The 18,483-nt window shown below is 45.8% G+C and carries 13 protein-coding genes; 11 read left to right on the top strand and 2 right to left on the bottom strand.

Going from position 1 to position 18,483, the window contains the following annotated elements:
• The first annotated feature begins 412 nt into the window (after positions 1 to 412).
• The 10 genes from murF to NDA03_RS15600 all read left to right on the top strand — a co-directional run bounded on the left by murF (position 413) and on the right by NDA03_RS15600 (position 16,251).
• Positions 413 to 1,765, top strand: a complete 1,353-nt coding sequence (gene murF, locus NDA03_RS15645; RefSeq protein ID WP_348238562.1) for a UDP-N-acetylmuramoyl-tripeptide--D-alanyl-D-alanine ligase — start codon at positions 413 to 415, stop codon at positions 1,763 to 1,765.
• Positions 1,766 to 1,838: 73 nt separating this feature from the next.
• Positions 1,839 to 2,414, top strand: coding sequence for a 3'-5' exonuclease (locus NDA03_RS15640; protein ID WP_348238532.1), 576 nt, complete (start codon positions 1,839 to 1,841; stop codon positions 2,412 to 2,414).
• Positions 2,415 to 2,896: 482 nt separating this feature from the next.
• Positions 2,897 to 3,901 carry a BMP family protein gene (locus NDA03_RS15635; RefSeq protein WP_190411589.1) on the top strand — a complete coding sequence of 335 codons (1,005 nt, stop codon included), beginning with the start codon at positions 2,897 to 2,899 and terminating at the stop codon, positions 3,899 to 3,901.
• A 78-nt stretch (positions 3,902 to 3,979) separates the two neighbouring features.
• Positions 3,980 to 7,567, top strand: coding sequence for a PAS domain S-box protein (locus NDA03_RS15630; protein ID WP_348238531.1), 3,588 nt, complete (start codon positions 3,980 to 3,982; stop codon positions 7,565 to 7,567).
• Positions 7,568 to 7,804: 237 nt separating this feature from the next.
• Positions 7,805 to 10,063: a PAS domain S-box protein gene (locus tag NDA03_RS15625; RefSeq protein ID WP_348238530.1), complete on the top strand. Its 2,259-nt coding sequence runs from the start codon at positions 7,805 to 7,807 to the stop codon at positions 10,061 to 10,063.
• Positions 10,064 to 10,185: 122 nt separating this feature from the next.
• Positions 10,186 to 12,405: a DUF4139 domain-containing protein gene (locus tag NDA03_RS15620; RefSeq protein ID WP_348238529.1), complete on the top strand. Its 2,220-nt coding sequence runs from the start codon at positions 10,186 to 10,188 to the stop codon at positions 12,403 to 12,405.
• A 57-nt stretch (positions 12,406 to 12,462) separates the two neighbouring features.
• Positions 12,463 to 13,032 (top strand): DUF6193 family natural product biosynthesis protein, encoded by a 570-nt coding sequence (locus tag NDA03_RS15615; RefSeq protein ID WP_190524081.1) that lies wholly within the window; start codon positions 12,463 to 12,465, stop codon positions 13,030 to 13,032.
• Between the two features lie 13 nt (positions 13,033 to 13,045).
• Positions 13,046 to 13,303 carry a hypothetical protein gene (locus NDA03_RS15610; RefSeq protein WP_190411584.1) on the top strand — a complete coding sequence of 86 codons (258 nt, stop codon included), beginning with the start codon at positions 13,046 to 13,048 and terminating at the stop codon, positions 13,301 to 13,303.
• A 29-nt stretch (positions 13,304 to 13,332) separates the two neighbouring features.
• Positions 13,333 to 14,931 (top strand): mucoidy inhibitor MuiA family protein, encoded by a 1,599-nt coding sequence (locus tag NDA03_RS15605; RefSeq protein WP_348238528.1) that lies wholly within the window; start codon positions 13,333 to 13,335, stop codon positions 14,929 to 14,931.
• 108 nt (positions 14,932 to 15,039) lie between these two features.
• Positions 15,040 to 16,251: a DUF3747 domain-containing protein gene (locus tag NDA03_RS15600; RefSeq protein ID WP_348238527.1), complete on the top strand. Its 1,212-nt coding sequence runs from the start codon at positions 15,040 to 15,042 to the stop codon at positions 16,249 to 16,251.
• 172 nt (positions 16,252 to 16,423) lie between these two features.
• Here the strand turns inward: NDA03_RS15600 and NDA03_RS15595 are convergent, their stop codons facing one another.
• Complete coding sequence (locus NDA03_RS15595) at positions 16,424 to 16,870, bottom strand: low molecular weight protein arginine phosphatase (protein WP_190986361.1); 447 nt, start codon at positions 16,868 to 16,870, stop codon at positions 16,424 to 16,426.
• A gap of 60 nt (positions 16,871 to 16,930) precedes the next feature.
• Positions 16,931 to 17,440 (bottom strand): GNAT family N-acetyltransferase, encoded by a 510-nt coding sequence (locus NDA03_RS15590; RefSeq protein WP_190432610.1) that lies wholly within the window; start codon positions 17,438 to 17,440, stop codon positions 16,931 to 16,933.
• A gap of 414 nt (positions 17,441 to 17,854) precedes the next feature.
• On the opposite strand from NDA03_RS15590, the gene NDA03_RS15585 reads away from it, so the two are divergent.
• Positions 17,855 to 18,382 (top strand): 2Fe-2S iron-sulfur cluster-binding protein, encoded by a 528-nt coding sequence (locus NDA03_RS15585; protein ID WP_199299435.1) that lies wholly within the window; start codon positions 17,855 to 17,857, stop codon positions 18,380 to 18,382.
• Positions 18,383 to 18,483 lie beyond the last annotated feature (101 nt).

Here is an 18,483-nt window from a genome sequence, read left to right as displayed (position 1 = left end):
CCCCCTACGTACGCACGCTAGGGCTGAGTTTATATCAGTTCGGTTGATTCGGTTTATTTCTATTGCAACTGTCGTGTAGTAGACGCTTGAATCGATGCACCCTAAATATCACCCTGATAAGGGGGCTATTTTCTATACTCCTATAATCGGAGAAAGATTACCCCAAATAGAGCATATCTTGGTTGATTCTTCAAATGGTTCCGCAAATATGCGGCAAAATTGTGAAGTTTCGATGAAGTAAAAATACGGATGCCGCAGAGCATCAATTATTCACTTCGCGCATCTACCTCTAAAGTAGTGGGACAAGATAGCGGATTATGTGATGGAAATCACTGCTCAAAATGCATCTTTTGTTCTAACGCTTTGCGTAGTGCATGATAAGGATGAATCTTCTTGAATGAACATAAGCCTCATGCCTTGTCACGTCCTCCTCTCTCAAATAGCCCAAATCATAGGGGCGAAACCAATCAATCTATCTGACGCCGAATTAGCAAGATATGTTGCAGGAATTACAACTGACACCCGTAGTCTGAAGCCGGGGGAAATTTTTGTGGCACTACGGGGAGACAAGTTTGACGGGCATGAGTTTGTGGAAACGGCTCTAGAAAAAGGAGCGATCGCAGCCATTACTGACCACCCATTGTCGGGATCTATTCCGCATTTGTGCCTAGAAGACACCTTGAAAGCATATCAGACGATCGCTCATTGGTGGCGCTTGCAGTTCGATATCCCTGTAATCGGTATAACCGGCTCGGTAGGTAAAACCACTACCAAAGAATTAATTGCAGCAGTTTTGTCAACAAAGGGCGACATTCTTAAAACTCAGGCTAACTACAACAACGAAATTGGTGTTCCCAAAACACTATTAGAACTTTCACCAATGCATAACTATGCTGTTATTGAAATGGCAATGCGTGCTAGGGGTGAAATTGCCCTATTAACACAAATTGCACAACCTTCTGTAGCGGTAATTACGAATGTGGGAACCGCGCATATCGGGCGGTTGGGTTCGGAGGAAGCGATCGCCCAAGCGAAATGCGAATTACTCGCGGAAATGCCTTCCAATAGCATCGCTGTTCTGAATCACGACAACCGCTTGTTAATGGAAACTGCGGCAACAGTTTGGCAAGGGCAAACCATTACCTACGGCTTGGAAGGGGGAGATTTACGCGGGGAATTGATTGATAACGAGACATTGTGCGTCGAAGGGGTGCATCTGCCGTTACCGCTACCGGGGCGTCATAATGCATCTAATTTTCTGGCAGCCTTGGCAGTAGCTAAAGTTCTCCAGGTTGACTGGAAATTGTTAACCGCCGGTTTGTCGGTAAATCTCCCATCTGGGAGGGCGCAGCGCTACGATTTGCCCAACGATGTTGCCATTTTGGATGAAACCTACAATGCTGGGCTAGAGTCAATGCTGGCGGCGCTGCAATTGTTGGCACAAACGCCAGGAAAAAGGCATATTGCGGTTCTGGGGACGATGAAGGAATTGGGAGAGCGATCGCCCCAATTCCACTTTGCAGTTGGAGAAGCGGCGCGGCGGTTGAATCTAGACGCTTTGCTGGTGCTGGTAGATGACAAAGAAGCCGAAGCGATCGCTCTGGGTGCTGCCCCTTTACCTGCTGAGTGCTTTTCGACGCATCAGGCTGTGGTAGAGCGTTTGAAAGAAATGGTGCAAGAAGGCGATCGCATCCTTTTCAAAGCCTCCCATTCAGTAGCCTTAAGCCGAGTTGTCAATCAACTTCGCACCGAATTAACTGACTAATTATTTCAAATTCCCAATACCCCGTAGAGGCACCTCTACGGGGTGTCCACACCAAACAAGAAGTCACCCCAAAATGACTAAGAAATTAGACCAAATCCTTGTGGTTGATATTGAATCAACTTGCTGGCAAGGAAATCCACCCGCTGGACAAAAAAACGAAATCATCGAAATTGGGATTTGTCCAATTGATATCGCTACGGGAGATCGCTTGGAAAAAGAAAGTATCCTCGTGAAACCCGAACGTTCCCAAGTTAGTCAATTTTGCACCAATTTAACCACATTAACTCAAGCACAAGTTAATCTAGGAATTTCTTTTGAATCAGCCTGTTCAATTTTAAAGAAAAAATATTTATCAAAAAATAGAGTTTGGGCAAGCTACGGCGACTACGACCGACGACAATTTGAAAAACAATGCCAATCTCGCCATATCAGTTATCCTTTCGGAACCCGACATATAAATATCAAAACTCTTTTTGGGATTATTCATGCCATGCCAAATGAAATTGGCATGGATATGGCATTAGAATTACTGAATCTTCCCCTTGAAGGAACTCACCATAGAGGAGGAGATGATGCTTGGAATATAGCCGGTATTTTATCGAAATTAATATTACAAAAAAGAATAAATGTAACACTAGGTGCAAGTTAAAAACTTAAACTCACCCATTCGTTATGCCCGCCGAAACACCAGCACCCACATTACTTCCATCCAGTCTCTTAGGTTAAGCAGAGGCTGATATCGAGTTACACTTCTTTGAGCTTAGACTAGAAGTATCTGAAGTGTAGCATCACAAAAGTTAAATGGTATTAGTATAAGTTAGCTTAAAATAAAATTGGGGCAACAACCTGTGGAAAAATATTATCAATAGCTGCAATACTACTCATCTTGTTCCCCATAAAATAATTTGTTTTATATTTATCAATTAAAAAAATCGCAAATATAATGAACGCTTTCTAGAGAGGATATTTCCTGCTGACCCCAGCTAGACCAATTAAATAAAAGTAGATAGAATCTAGAAGCAAAATTCTTTTAGTGTCTTAGTAGTCCTGAGTCCTTAGTCAAGAGGTAGTAGGTAATAAGTGGTCATCCTTACCAACTACCCACCACCCATGACCCACTACCCACTATCCATGAGCAAGAAAACTATTTGCCTAGTTTTAACTTTGTTTCTGGTGGCCTGCGGTGCAACCGGAAGCAAGATTACACCTACACCTGAGGCTGGAAAAGCCGGGACTTTTAAAGTAGCAATGCTTTTTCCTGGCCCTATAAATGACAAAGGTTGGAATCAATCAGGTTACGAAGGGCTGAAATTGATTGAAAAAGAACTTGGGGCTGAGGTGGCTTATACTGCTAGCGTTCCTGAAGCTGATGGTGAGAAACTTTTTCGTCAATATGCCCAAAAAAGTTTTGATTTCCTCATCAGTCATGGTGATGAATATCGCGACGCCGCCGAAACAGTTGCCAAAGATTTTCCTCGCACTAAATTTGCCCTCATGAGCAGTTATGCCGGTAACAATAAAAACGTGGGTGCTTTGGCGTTTCGGAGTGGGGAAGTGGGTTATCTAACTGGGGTCGTTGCCGGACTCAAAACCAAAACTAAAAAAGTTGCCTTTATTGGCGGTCAAGCATATCCAGTGATGGAAGAAGAGGCTATCTTATTTAAACGGGGTGTCCGGGCAACGAAACTGGACAGTACAGTTTCTATCAAGTGGCTTAACAGTTGGTCAGATGCGGACAAAGCTAGAAAAATTGCCCAAGAGCAAGTAGCAGCGGGAACTGATGTTTTAGTCGTTGATGCCGATAGAGCCAATATAGGTGTTATTAAAGTAGCTGCCCAAAGTAAGGGTGTTTACGTTATCAGCTGGAGACATGCCACCAATGAGATTGAAAATCAGCACAAACTGGCTCCAAAGACGATTGTTACCAGCGTTATCCAGCAGGTGCCTATGTTAATGCTGGAGGGAGCAACCTTGGTACAACAGGGGCGATGGGAAGGCAAGCAATACAAGTTTGGGCTGCTAGAGGAAGTCCAAGATTTAGCTCCTTTTTATGGCTCGTTAACTCCAGAGCAAGAAGCTTTCGTCGCTTCTGTTAAGCAAGAGATCGTCACTGGCAAAATAGATGTTTCACCCTAGAGGCAATTTACATCGCTTCTCTAAGGGTTTTAAACAATTGCGAATCAGCGGGTGCAACTTTCTGAGCTAGGAGGCACGATGAACAAAAGAAATCGCAACAGTGCTTCGCATCAAGCTAATACAGGTATAAATTTACCTTTATCTTGGCTTTCTTCAATTGCAAATCAGCTGAGATACGGCCTGGTCTTGCTAGTCGTTTCAACACTATTGCTCACTTCGGGAATTTTAATCTATCTAAGCTTTCAAGCTCAATTGCAACAAGTAGAAATTGCCCAACAAGAGCGTAGTCATGCGGCTGCTGGGGAAATCAATGCTTACTTGGATGACTTGCAGCGGAAACTAAGCTATTTAGCGAGAGTGCAAGGATTGACCGATCTTTCGCCTGAGATTCAAGATAGATTTCTGGAAGCGTTAACCCGCCACAATAGTGCTTATGAAACAGTGGCAATTTTTAATAATAAGGGTAATATTGTTTCTTCCTCTTCGCCTTATGGTAAAGCAATTTTCTATCAAGAAGAAGCTTCTACATCATTTTTACAAGCTTTTAGACAACAGGAAGATTTTGTCAGCCCCGTTAGAATTGACCCTAAGACTCACTTGCAGACGGTCATCTTAGCTGTGCCCATTCGCAATCAACAGGATGAAATTAATGGCGTTTTAATGGCTTGGATCAATTTAAAGTTTCTCTGGAATGTTCTCTCTCACACCAAAGTAGGGAAGATGGGTTATGCTTATGCGATCGATAATCGCAATTATTTAATTGCTGAGAAAGGAAAATCTCCTGAAAATTTTAATCTGAAAGACCTCTCAGACTACCCATTCATCCAAAAATTAACTAAATTAAATGGTGCAAAACGGCTGACTACTTATCAAGGTTTGCGAGGTGTTGAGGTAGTGGGAGCCATTTCTACCATCCGTACTGGGCGCTGGAAGGTGGTGGTAGAACTACCCACCGTTGAAGCCTACGCTCCGGTGCGAAAAATGCTTTTGGTGATGGGGATAGCATTGAGCGTGGCGATGCTAGTGGCGATTGAGCTGGGTTGGTTCTTCTCCCGGCAAATTGTATTACCTTTGCAGCGTTTAACAAAAGCAGCAGCCCAAATTAGTGGGGGAAATCTAGATACGGAAGTCACAGTTAGACAAGGCAATGAATTGGGGGTATTAGCGACCACTTTTAATGAAATGACGTCTCAATTGCGGGGACTCATTAAAGATTTGAGGAAGGAGCGAAATTTTGTTTCTGCCATCCTTGATACGGCTGGTGCTTTAGTGGTAGTTCTCGATTGCCAAGGACGAATTATCCGTTTTAATCGAGCTTGCGAGAAAACAACTCAATATTCATTTGAAGAAGTCAAGGACAAGTATTTCTGGGATTTATTTATAATTACGGAAGAATTGGAACCCGTCAAAACTATCTTTAAAGCTCTTCAATCAGGGGAATTTCCTAAGACTTATGAAAACTACTGGGTAACGAAAGATGGAAGCCGAAGACCGATTGCTTGGTCGAATACGGTTCTCGTCGATGCCGATAGCTCAGTTAATTACATTATCAGTATTGGGATAGATATCACCGAGCGAAAACGAGCGGAAGAGGCTCTGACGCGAAGTGAGGAATTATATCGCACGCTTGCAAGAAACTTTCCGAACGGCGCAGTTTTCTTATTCGATCAAGACCTCCGTTACACGATTGCTGAAGGTGCAGGATTAGCTGCGATTGGTCTTTCTAAAGAGTTGTTAGAAGGAAAGATGCTTTGGGAGACATTACCTCGTGAAACTTGTGAATTGTTAGAGCCGACTTATCGGGCAGCGCTGGCAGGAAAAGCCACTGTTATTGAAGTTCCTTACAATAATTCGTCTGATAGCGATCGCGCTGCTTCCAGGATCTATCTTTTGCACGCACTTCCCGTCAAAAATGAGGGCGGAGAAATTTTTGCGGCAATGGTGATGACGCAAGACATTACCGATTGGAAGCAAGCAGAGGAGAAACTACGTCAAGAAAGAGATTTTAACACTACCATTGTCCAAACTTCTCCAGCTTTTTTTGTGGCTATCAATCCGGATGGCACCGTCAGAATGATGAATGACGCAATGCTTCACGCTCTTGGTTATACCTTTGAGGAGGTTTTAGGAACTGATTATCTTTCAACGTTTATTCCCCAAAGCGATCGCGCAATCGTTTCTGAAGTCTTTGAGCATGTCATCCAACTACAGCAACTGCCTCAAAGGCACAACTACGTGCTTACCAAACAAGGCGAAAAACTGCTAGTAGAATGGCACGGAAAGTCGGTTGCGAAAGAAAATGGGGAACTTGACTTTTTCTTTGGGTTAGGAATTGATATTACCGAGCGCCAGCGTGCAGAAGAGGCGCTGTTACTCTCGGCGGAGCGCGATCGCTTGTCGGGCGCGATGGCACTCCGGATTCGACAATCACTCGATATTCAGCAAATTCTAGATACTACTGTGATAGAAGTCCGAAATTTTCTGTTAGCAGATCGGGTTTTTATCAGTCGTATTTATAGCAATTTTGAGGTGGTTGCGGAATCGGTCGCTCCCCCTTGGCGACCTGTTTTGGGATGGAGTCCCACAGATGAAGAACATATGCAACAAATCAGAGCGATGTTTGAGAATAAAACTATCCACGTTGTCAAAGATACTTCTCAAATAGAGCTTTCTTCAGCCATTTCTCAAGATTTTTCCAATTATCACATCAAAGCTTATCTGGCTGTACCGATTCTTCTGAACGACGAGCCGTGGGGAATCCTGATGGTCGATCAATGTACAACCCCGCGTGACTGGAAACAATTGGAAATTGATTTGCTTTCATCGCTGTCAACTCAAGTGACGATCGCCATTCAGCAAGCAAAACTCTATCAACAAGTACAGGATCTCAATGCTAGTTTGGAACGTCAAGTTGAGACGCGCACTGCCCAACTTATTCAAAAAATGGAGGAACTCAAAGAGCTGAACGAACTCAAAGATGAGTTTCTTCATGCAGTTTCTCACGATCTTCGCACGCCGATTATGGGAATGTCCTTGGTAGTGAATAACTTGTTGAATAAGCCAGGAGACACGATTCCCATTCCTCGCTCAATTTTAGAGCGGATGATCCAGAGTAGCGATCGCCAACTGGGTTTAATCAACTCTCTCCTCGAAGCGCATTCCAGCGAAGTTCGCGGCGTTGTCCTCCAATATGAGTTTGTAGAATTGAGTACGTTGATTCAAGCGATCGCAGAAGACTTAGAACCGCTGCTATCAAAACATCAAGCGTCGCTGATAAATCGAGTTCCCGACGATTTACCGGGCGTGACAGCCGATCCATTGCAGCTAAGACGAGTTTTTGAAAATCTGCTGACTAATGCTCTGAACCATAACCCACCCGGACTTCGCATCACCTTGGAAGCCACCATAGAAGAAGAGATGATTCATTGCACCGTTGCTGATAACGGGATCGGGATGACTCCAGAAGCGTGCGATCGTCTTTTCGATCGTTATGTTCGAGGAAACCGCGCCCGTTCTGCTGGCATCGGTCTAGGGTTATATCTTTGTCGGCAAATCATCACCGCTCATGGGGGACAAATTGGTGCCATTAGCGCCCCCAGAACTGGAGCAACTTTCTGGTTCACATTACCTTTAGCAACCTCACCAGAGGCAGAAAAAGCTGGTTAGTTCATCGTCATTATTGCGTTACCACTGACTAATGCCCGATCGCTAAAAATCACCCAATCGGGTGAGTCACCTGCACGAAGGCGATCGCCAGTGCTTATTGTAACTTGGAATAAGACTGAATAATACTGAAAATGAAGGGTGAGTGCAATGTTGAAAAAGAAATTCTTGGCTCAGAGAACTCAATCACGTGCTGCTCATCAATCAGTTTTTCAGTGTCATCCCATATCTAGGAAGGACATGGTTTCTGATTTAAATTATTTACAAGCTTTACGGGCTTGCTGTCGAGATGAAGCAGCTTTTGAACAGTTAAAGCTGCTCCTGAATTTAGAGGGAGAAAGTGTTGAAGAAATAGTCAGCCAAACTCAAACACAAGTCGATTCAGATTTTCAGTTCCCAACTGTCACCCATTCCTGGGAAAATCTTTTACCCGCAGAAATTTATTTGGCACAAAGTGACTCAACACTTGAAAAAGTGGCAGCAAATAAGCTGGGAATTATTTTTCAGCTTCTCAATTGTGATGATTCTCGCTGGTTACTATTTACCCATTCCGGTTGCCAAGAATTCTTAGAATTAGCATCTTATTCAGCTTATACAGACCCACCGCTGTTATGGAACCTGATCCATCCAGACGATCGGGAAGCTTATGAACAATCATTAGTTATTTCGGCAGCGAATCTTCAACCTTGGATATGGGAAGGTAGTGTGATTACCAAATCGGGCAACCTCAAGTGGATGCAAACTGCGGCTCGACCTATTTTGCAAGGAAATAATGACATTTATTGGAATGGTTTACTGATAGATATTACCGAGCGCAAGACTCGCGAAGAGGCACTCTTGCTTTCGGAAGAAAAGTTTTCTATAGCGTTTCGTTATAGCCCTGATGCTATGAGTATTACAACCTTCAATGAGGGGCGTTATATTGATGTCAATGATAGCTATCTCCGCCTTAGTAATTATAAAAAAGAAGAAGTTATTGGTTGTACCTCACTTGAAATCAATGCCTGGGTGAATCCAGAAGATCGCATTAGGATGCAACAGATGTTGCGGGAACAGGGAGCGATTCACAACCAGGAATTTGAGTTTCGCAAGAAGTCTGGCGAGGTGGGAATCTATTTATTTTCAGCAGAAATTGTCAACATTAATGGCGAATCATGCTTAGTTTCTGTAAGGAGCGATATTACTGAGAGCAAAGCTGCTGAAGCTTTGGCTCGCGCCACCGCAGAACGCGATCGCTTGCTCTACGAGATTGCCTTGCGGATTAGGCGATCGCTCGATTTGAATGAAATTCTCAACACCACAGTTGAAGAAGTTAGGCAGTTTTTGCACGCGGATCGCGTGTTTATTAGTTACTTTGATGAAAAGGGGCAAGGTACAACCGTTGCAGAGTCAGTAGATCCTAATTTTCCGTCAATTTTAGGTTGGGTTACGGAGAACGTTGCTTACAAAGAAGTTCAACAAATATTTGAACTCGATCGCATCCGAGTTGTCAACGATACAACAAAAGTAGAAAAATCTGCATTTATCGCTGAATACCACAATCGATATCAAGTCAAAGCTGGCATCGGTGTCCCAATTATGCTAGGAGACAAACTTTATGGCATCTTAATTGCCAATCAATGCTCTGCACCACGGGAGTGGCAGCAGTATGAAATTGACTTGCTCGATCAACTGGGAGTACAGGTAGCGATCGCAATTCAGCAATCTTCTCTCTTCCAACAAGTACAAACGCTAAATGCTAATCTAGAACGCCAAGTAGAAGAACGTACCGCTCAGCTACAGCAGAAAATGCAAGAACTGCAAGAGCTGAACCGGATTAAAGACGTTGTTTTACATACAGTTTCTCACGATCTCCGCACCTCGGTTCAGGGCACTATCATGGTGTTAAATAATCTGCTCGGATCGCCAGAAGAAAAAGTGACCATTTCTCGCTCTCTTGTAGAGCGAATGATCCAAGGCAACGAACGCCAACTGAGCATGATTCAGTCATTAATCGAAACCAATACTAACGAAAATAGAGGGATTGTTCTTCAGCGAGAGTTAGTTCAATTAAATACATTGGTTCCGGCGATTCTCCGAGACTTGCAACCCATGCTGGCGGAAAATCAAGCAACTATCAAAAATATGATGGCGGCAAATTTACCGTTAGTCATGGTCGATCCGTATCAGAGTCAGCGGGTTTTTGAAAACCTATTCACCTATGCTTTAAAACAAAATCCACCTGGATTGAAATTGACTCTAAAAGCTAAAGTTGATAAGCAGATGATTCGCTTTACCATAGAGGATAATGGTAGAGGAATGAGTCAGCTTGAGTGCGATCGCTTATTCAATCTCTTTGTCCGCGATCCTCAAGCTCGCTGCTCGACTAACATCGGGTTAAAATTGTATCTCTGTCGGCAAATTATTACCGCTCACGGCGGAGAAATTGGAGTGACAAGTCGCCCGAATCGCGGCTCTACTTTCTGGTTTACCTTCCCTTTGGCAACAGCGGAAAGTTAAAACTGCAAAATTAAAAAATTTAAAGTCTATCTTTTATTTTTAAATTTTTCATAGAGTTACTTGCGATCGCTTCTTCCCCTGTGCCTTACTGGATCTATAGGCAGTAACTCAGCGCAAACATCATGGCAATGCAAGAACTGGCTTCTCGGATTGACGCAGTTAAAGTCTACGCTGCCGGTGCCACCGTGACTCGGATTGCTGAGTTACATCTGAACGTTGGGGAACTGCCAGAACACGTTGAGATACCGGGATTGCCTCTGGCGCTAGATGATAGCAGTGTCCGAGTGAGGGTTGAATCTGTAGAGACGCAAAACCCGTCCCCGATTGCCTCAGATGTTCGCATTGGTTTAGCCGTTCCCCCGCCGCAAGAGACACAGAACCCACCCCCGGAGGAGGAACTGCGTGCAGCGACGGCTGAGGTACAACGCATTCAGGACGCGATCGCCCTCATCGAAAAAGAAATTGGCGTCCTCAGTAATCTAAAAGTACCCGATCGCCCCAACGCTCAACCTGGGACAGCACCGCCGCCTTCGCCAATGAACGCTAGACTTGCCTTGGCAAACTTCAGCGACGAACAAATCCGCGCCCGAATCCAGGAAAAGCGGGAAAATTTGGAAAAATTGCGTCTAGCTCAGGAATATCTTGCCGATTTGCAACAAAAGCAGGCGATCGCTTCCACCGCCAGAAATGCTAGACCTAATGAGCTTCGCAAGACGGTAATTGTCCGTTTGAGTTACGAAGAGTTTACTCCCCCTACCTCTCTTCTACCAGGAGAAGGGCAAAATTCCCCTCCTTCCCTTGTAGAAAAGGGGGAATTAGGTTTTTCACGCTTAGTTATCGAATATTTCGTCCCCGGTGCGCGTTGGACACCGACCTATGTTTGCCGCCTAAATAGTGCGGAATCTAGTGCCAGCATTGCCGTCAGGGCGTTGATTTGTCAGCGCACAGGTGAAGATTGGTCAGCGGTAAGATTGGAACTTTCTACAGCCGAACCGATGGGTTGGTGTGCGCTACCGGAATTGCCCTCGCTGCGGCTAGGACGAGTGCAACCAGCGATGAGAAAATCAGGCTGGCGTCATACCCCAATCGGTGCAGAGATTCTTTTTGAGGACTACGATAGCCAGAGACCGACAGCTTTAGCCGCTGTGTCGTCACAAAGCGCGATCGCGAATTTCTTAGACAACGCTCCTTCAGTTCCACCCTTACCCGATCTGACGGCGCAGGATCGCTCTGAAATGTACGCTAGTTATGGGATGGCTATGCCAGCAGCAGCGCCTTGTGCAGACTATATAGAGGAATCACTGGCACCGCAAGTAGAATCCCCTTCCCTAGGAGACCGACTAGCGGCTCACAAAGCACTGAAACGGGCGGCAGCTGCCCCACCAGCAGCACCAGAATTTCTCCAGCGTCGAAGGAGGCAGAACCTGGAGGATACTACAGATGAGAATTCTGTAACCGATTTACTGGCATACGGTCTCATGCGAATGGGCGCAGCAGATGACCGAGCAAAGCGGGGTAAATTGTCGATAGAACAACAGCAGGAAATATATTTAGAAATCCTTCAACGTCAGAAAGTTACGGTTACGTTTAATGTCATGCAGGTCGTGCAACAGGCTTTTGATAACGCCCAAAAATGCCTCTGGATGATGCTTCCTCCCGGTGGTATCCATGTGCGAGACGTTGCAGGTTCCTTCGACTATGCCTATAGCGCTGATGGACGAATTGATGTCCCCTCAGACGGGCAATTTCACTCTGTCGCCCTAACTAGCAACAGTACAGACGTAGATTTGCGCTACATCGTCGTTCCCCGCGAAGATACTAACGTCTTCAGAATTGCCCAACTCCGCAACCCCCTACAAGCACCGCTACTCGCTGGCCCTGCGGATGTCTACGTCGATGGCGAGTACATCTTATCTACAAATATTGCCACAGTTCCACCAAAAGCACAGATGGAATTAGGGCTAGGAGTGGAACAAGCCATCAAAGTTGCTCGAAACACCGTTTATGAAGAAGTTCGTTCTGGCGAAACCATCGTCTCCTTCAACGAACTGCGCCACAAAATTAAAATCGATATTAACAACTATCTACCAAGAATTGCCAAGATTGAAGTACGAGAAAGACTCCCCATTCCCCAAGAAGGAGCCAAAGTAGATATCCATTGCGATCGCGTCTCGCCACCTTGGGAAAAATACGAACAACAAGAACGTAACTCACCCATCAAAGGCGGCTATCGCTGGCAAGTCGAAGTCCCCGCAAAAGAGAAAATTACCTTATCAGTTGATTACATCATTAAAACTTTTGTGGACAGTGAATTGATTGGGGGAAATCGGCGGGAGTCGTAATTTTAATTGAAGATTTGGGCTTACTAAATATATAGCCTAAAGAGAGTAAGTTGTACCGTGGAAAAATACAATCGGCGGGAGTTTATTGTGTATGGCTCAGCCACCGTTTGCAGCCTCTTGCTACTGAGCGTTAGTGCTAGCAGCAAGCCTTCTCAAGCATCAACCAATCCTATTTCCACAAAAATATCAACGAATGAGTATGTTGAAAATAAATGGCAAGAACTCGAACAGCGGTGGCAAGAAATTTTGCAAAAACACGAGCAGCGGTGGCAATACACAGAGCAAACTTGGGAAAACAATCAAATGCCCCCTATCATCCGAATCCGCATGGTTGAGTCTCACCGTTCTGTGTACGATTTAGTTCATCTTATTCAAACTGCTAGAAAACACTCAGTGCTGAGTCAACTTTATCCGTATACCAGTCATTATTGTTTAGGTTTCAGCAGATATACGGAACCTCCTTTTTGGTATGATTGCCCTGCTGCTGTACCCACCGGAAAGGGGCAGTATGAAGTATTGGCTCCTAGTAATTATCAACAGATTATTGCAATCGTTAATGATGCACCAACAGCAATTAGCTTGATAGTTGAAAATTTACCGCGTAAATATTCTAATCTTTATACTTAAAGGCAAAAGCTAAATGATATTAAATCCGGTTGATTATTCAGCATTTGCAAACAACCTCTCCCCGCCATCGCCGATGGCTCCGGTTTCCCTCTCCGTCAACGGAGAGGGGGTAGGGGTGAGGTTCCAAATGATGTCATCAAATCCGGTTGATTATTCAGCATTTGCTTTAGCATTCCCTCAGAAACTCTTCCCGCGATCGCCTGCGGCTCCGGTTCCCCTCTCCGTTAACGGAGAGGGGATAGGGGTGAGGTTCCAAACAATGACGATTTAAATGAATTTGATATGAGGAAGTGGTAAATTATGCAAGCAATTCAAAAGTCGCCAGAAGTCATTCAAGAATTAACGCTCGATGCACCTGTTTGTGTAGTAACACTCTTAGAAGATAGGGCACAGGTGCGACGAATTGGCAAAATTAATTTAACCCAAGGACTGTGGAGAATCCAAGTCCAGAAAGTTGCCCCAGTTCTTTCAGATAAATCTCTTCGGGCAGAGTTTTGTGAAGAATATCCAGAGGCACGAATTGACGATGTTCGCGTTCGCCGCCAGATGTTGGTTAAGGAAACAGATCGACTAACCAATGAAGAGATGCAAAATTTCGCGTCTCTACAAGCAGAACTGCGATCGCTACTTAACTCCTTCAACAATATCAGCGAAGACCGCCAGCACCTCGAATCGTGCTTCGAGCGAGTAAACACCATCCTTGCTAAAGGTTTGCAGGAACTCCCCGTGGATGCGATTTGGGGACAAATTGACCCTAAATCCTGGCGAGAGCAAATTTCTACTTTATTTAAACAATTGCGAGATTTCCGATCGGAAATCTTAAGCAGCTATCACACTCAAGAACAACTACACCAGCAAATTCACGACTTAATTGCCAAAGCAGAAGCCTTATCGCGTCCCGATATGGTCTATGTTGCCAACATCGAAGCCGACTTAATGATTCCCCAAGCGGGAGAGTATGCGATCGCTTTCGACTATGTGGTTCCCGGTGCCATGTGGCGACCTTGGCACCAAGCACGCCTTCTCCTCGACGAAAAACCGACGCTCTCTTTCCGCTTCGATGGCTGTGTCTGGCAACGCACGGGAGAAGATTGGAAAGACGTAGATTTAGTCTTTTCTACCGCCCGCGCATCCTTGGGAACTGAACCACCCCTGCTGACAGATGACCCTTTAAATGTTCAAGAAAAATCTCAGCAGATAATCATTCAAGCGAGAGATCAACAAGTTCAGACAGCCGGACTCGGAACCGACACCACCCCCGCCACAGTTGATTTACCCGGTGTTGATGACGGCGGCGAAGTTCGCAACCTACGCAGCCAGACAAAAGCAACGATTCCCTCAGATGGTCGCCCTTACCGCGTTTCCATCTACTCCTTCGACTCTCCCGCCTCTGTAGAGTATGTCTTGATGCCAGAATTATCCTGTCAAGTCATCCTCAAGAGCGAACAGACAAACACTTCTAAATTCCCGATTCTAGCTGGGCCAGTGGATTTAGTGCGGACTTCTGGCTTTGTCGGTCGTACCTCAGTTCTATTTATCGCGCCTGGAGAGAAATTTGCTTTGGGATGGGGAGCGGATAATGCAATGCGCGTGCAGCGCACCCAAACCCAAAAAAGAAAACAGGATCACTTGACTAAATGGAACAGTGTCACAACTACAACAACATTGTTCCTTTCCAATATTGGCGAAGAACAAAGAGCGATCGCAACCACTGAGCGGGTGCCGGTTTCTGAGCTAGAGCAAGTGAAAGTTGAGGTAATCTCCGATAAAACTACCGACGGCATCCAGGCAGATGAAAACGGCTTTTACACCTGGAATTTTACCCTCGAACCTTACTCTCAACTCCAGGCATCCTTGGTCTACCAAGTTTCAGCCGCACCGGAAGTACAAGGCATCTAGGGCTTTGCTCCCATGAATTTAGGCGCTATGACGGGGGAACTTTTGGGTGAGTAATATTATCACATAACTAAAGAAAATAAATCTACCCAGCTCCATAACCTCCTCACCATGTCTTTGCCGTCAACCTCCTCCAAGCGTCTATTTGGACGGTCAATTGCCGCCCTAGCCACCGTCGTCCTCTCCACCCTCAGTGCCGTCAACCCCAGCCCAGCCGCCGTTTTTACTCAAAAAGAAGTTGAACAAGGTAAATTTATCGCCGTAGCTGCCCCATACGGCACGAATAGTCATCAACTGCTGATTCTGGAACAGATATCCGATAAACGGGCGTGTTGGAGTGAAAGTGGCGATCGCCCAACAGCAGTCGATCCGCTGCTACTCAACTTTGACTTCACCGGCATTTGCGGACGCAGTACCGATAGCAACGGCTATTCTATGCGTATGGCGGGGACGGATTTGGGGCTGAAGTACAGCTTCAACTTAGTAAAGCGCGACGGCGAACTCGTCCTTGTCGGCACCAACTTTAGCGATCGCACTGTCCCAACCATTGAAATTGGCAGAACCAACGGACTCAGCGATGGTTTTATGAAAATCAATCTCGATCCGGCGTGGCGGTTCGCCAAAAGAACCTACAACGGTAAAACCCTCGGTCACGTCTATCTTGCCAGCGACCAAGCCGCGCCGGGAATCGACCCTGGCGATATCGCAACGCCTCCCGGAAGTTCCACCTTCGGAGATATCGCCTCAGATGTCTACGCGAAAGAAATTGAACAAGCCGTTGCGCTGGGGTTCGTCGCAGGCTTTAAAGAAGACAACACCTTCCGCCCTCAAGTCGCCTTAACCAGAGAGCAGCTCGTGTCTATGGTGTTGGAATCTTTAACCAAGCTACCCGGAGCCAATGTCACGATCCCGACTCAAGCGGCATCCCGACCCTATCCTGATGTCGATGCTTCGCGCTGGAGTGCCGCTAAAATTAAATGGGCGCGGGATAACAACATTGTCAGTGGCTACCAAGACGGCACCTTTAAACCCACTCAACCCGTCACGAGAGCTGAATTGATGGCAGTGCTGCGACGTGCTGCTGAATTTGGCAAAAATATGCGTGGCCTTAGCCCAGAATTAGCGACTAAAAACTTAGCGAAAACCTTCTCAGACACCGAAAAACACTGGGCTGCCTCGCTGATTAGCCAAATGTCTTCTTATTGCAACGTCGCCTCCCCAGTTAATGAAGTCGGTAGCAAGTTTGAACCCAACTCTCCGACTCGCCGCAACTATGCTGCCGCCGCCACTCTGCGGATGCTCAACTGCGTCAAAACTGAGTAATCCTCATCGTTCTTTCGCGTCTAAATAGACTCTCAAGACAATTTTGATAGTTTGTTCTAGACGCGATAAACCCTTGTCTCTACGATCAAGTAACCTTCCGCTTAACCCTGACCGATTAATAGACATCCGGTTATAAAAGCCTTCGTTGCGATTAAAAATCAGCTGATTCTGGTCAGCGCGTAGCCGCTAGCTTCGCTAACAACAGATCCAACTTTTGCTCAATTTCTCCAGCGCACTGTCGATAAGTTGCCAAGTCGCCACCATAGGGATCGGCAATTTCAGCTTGCTCGTGATAGCCAACGTATTTTTTCAAGGTATATACTTTGTCGGCAGCAGCAGAGAATGCATCAGCGATCGCTTTCTTTTGTCCGCCCGTCATTGTCAGCACCAAATCCGCCCAATCGAAGAGCTGGCGATCCAGCCGCTTCGCTTCATGGTAGTAATCGATACCATACTCCTTCAGGACGCGCTGGGTCTGCGGGGATGCAGAATCTCCCTCAAACGCCACGACGCCTGCCGACCGCACCTCGACTTCCATTCCTTGCGCTTTTTGGCGGAATAGCGCTTCTGCCATCGGGCTACGACAGGTATTGCCCGTACACACAAATAAAATCCGCATTTGTGACCCTCTCTTTTCTCTCTCGCTGTTGCTCAGCCAATAAAACTGCTGTAGTTAATTCTACGGAAGATTGGGTCTTTTTATTGCATAAACGCGAACAGTCTTTTCCTGAATAATTGTGTCTTTTTCGTAAGTTAAGCCGACTTTCATTGCGACATTCTGAGACGCGATGTTTCCCGGATGGATTAAGGAAATGAGGCGGTTATAACCCAGCTCAAAACCATAATCCCGAATTGCACTAGCCGCTTCGGTTGCCAAACCCTTTCCCCAGTATTCCTTAGCCAGCATATAACCAATCTCGACTTCTTCTTGCCCATCCACTCGCTGCGGTATTAATCCACACCGACCAATAAACTGGTTGTCAGCCTTGTGAATGGTCGCCCACAAACCGAAACCGTATTTCTCGTAGCAGCTAAATATCCACTCGATGTTGAGCTTAGTTTCTTCAGATGTTCGCGTGTTGGGGAAGAACTTCATCACGACTGGATCGGCAAAAATGGCTGCCAAGTCGTCTACATCATCCCATGTGAGATGTCGGAGAATTAAGCGCGGTGTTTCAGTTACAATCATCTGATTTTTGGGTGCCTGTTTCACAAAGTTGAGTTCAACTGATATCTTGCACCAATATCTTGCAATCTTGCACCAACCCGATAACCTGCCCAGAATTCAAATTCTGGGTGAATAAATCAGGTCTATTGAAATAGACTAAAAACCTTAATATTTCTGATTTTTAGCCCGTTTTAACGAAATTAAAGCTATCAGCAAAAAAATTGCTTTCCTTGCGCCTCATTAAACTTCAGTTCTCATGCCGAGAAATGTAAAACGCACTATCTTTGTTATTAGACCTATTTTGACACCGCAAAAATGAGGCTGAGGATAACACGGCGACGGTTCGGTATGCTAACGATCGCAAGTACCTTGGTCGTTGCTAAGGACGCGATTGCATCCCGCATCGCGAATGCAAACCTTACAAAAAATATTTTTATGCAAACAAGCCCTAAGACTTCCACCGCAGTCGCGAAAACCCAGGAGCCTGGTCGTATTGACGTGACGCTGCGAATCAATGGTAAATCGCACACTTTGCGAATAGAACCGCGCGTGACGCTACTGGATGCACTGCGCGAACGCATCGGTCTGACAGGCACCAAGAAGGGTTGCGATCGCGGACAATGCGGTGCGTGTACTGTGTTGGTTGATGGACGGCGCATCAACTCGTGCCTGACCTTGGCGGTGATGCAGGAGGGCGCGGAAATTACAACGATTGAAGGTTTAGCTCGTGGCGATGAACTGCATCCCATGCAGGCGGCTTTCATTAAGCATGACGGCTTTCAGTGTGGATATTGTACGCCCGGTCAGATCGTGTCTGCGGTGGGTCTATTGGCAGAAGGTTGCCCGACATCCGATGAGGGAATTCGGGAGTGTATGAGCGGCAATCTCTGTCGCTGCGGTGCTTATCCAGGCATTGTTGCCGCTGTGCGCGAAGTTCATCAGACGCAGACTAGCAATGGGTAGTCGGGACGCATGAGCAATTCCGTCGTTTCACCAATCAATTGCATACCCGCTCCGCCTGAAATAAATTTTGGGCTAATCGCTAAAGTTAGCTAAAGCTAACT

The sequence above is a fragment of the Trichocoleus sp. Lan genome, from assembly GCF_039961855.1.
Taxonomy (GTDB): Bacteria; Cyanobacteriota; Cyanobacteriia; order Cyanobacteriales; family FACHB-T130; genus FACHB-T130.
Note: the sequence above shows the minus strand (reverse complement) of the source record. Positions and strands in the feature narration are given on the sequence as shown.

Coding starts and splice junctions, on each gene's coding strand:
- NDA03_RS15640 (WP_348238532.1), top strand. CDS start 1,839: ATGACTAAGAAATTAGACCAAATCCTTGTGGTTGATATTGAATCAACT.
- NDA03_RS15610 (WP_190411584.1), top strand. CDS start 13,046: ATGATATTAAATCCGGTTGATTATTCAGCATTTGCAAACAACCTCTCC.
- NDA03_RS15605 (WP_348238528.1), top strand. CDS start 13,333: ATGCAAGCAATTCAAAAGTCGCCAGAAGTCATTCAAGAATTAACGCTC.
- murF (WP_348238562.1), top strand. CDS start 413: ATGCCTTGTCACGTCCTCCTCTCTCAAATAGCCCAAATCATAGGGGCG.
- NDA03_RS15600 (WP_348238527.1), top strand. CDS start 15,040: ATGTCTTTGCCGTCAACCTCCTCCAAGCGTCTATTTGGACGGTCAATT.
- NDA03_RS15625 (WP_348238530.1), top strand. CDS start 7,805: ATGGTTTCTGATTTAAATTATTTACAAGCTTTACGGGCTTGCTGTCGA.
- NDA03_RS15620 (WP_348238529.1), top strand. CDS start 10,186: ATGGCAATGCAAGAACTGGCTTCTCGGATTGACGCAGTTAAAGTCTAC.
- NDA03_RS15590 (WP_190432610.1), bottom strand. CDS start 17,440: ATGATTGTAACTGAAACACCGCGCTTAATTCTCCGACATCTCACATGG.
- NDA03_RS15595 (WP_190986361.1), bottom strand. CDS start 16,870: ATGCGGATTTTATTTGTGTGTACGGGCAATACCTGTCGTAGCCCGATG.
- NDA03_RS15585 (WP_199299435.1), top strand. CDS start 17,855: ATGCAAACAAGCCCTAAGACTTCCACCGCAGTCGCGAAAACCCAGGAG.
- NDA03_RS15635 (WP_190411589.1), top strand. CDS start 2,897: ATGAGCAAGAAAACTATTTGCCTAGTTTTAACTTTGTTTCTGGTGGCC.
- NDA03_RS15630 (WP_348238531.1), top strand. CDS start 3,980: ATGAACAAAAGAAATCGCAACAGTGCTTCGCATCAAGCTAATACAGGT.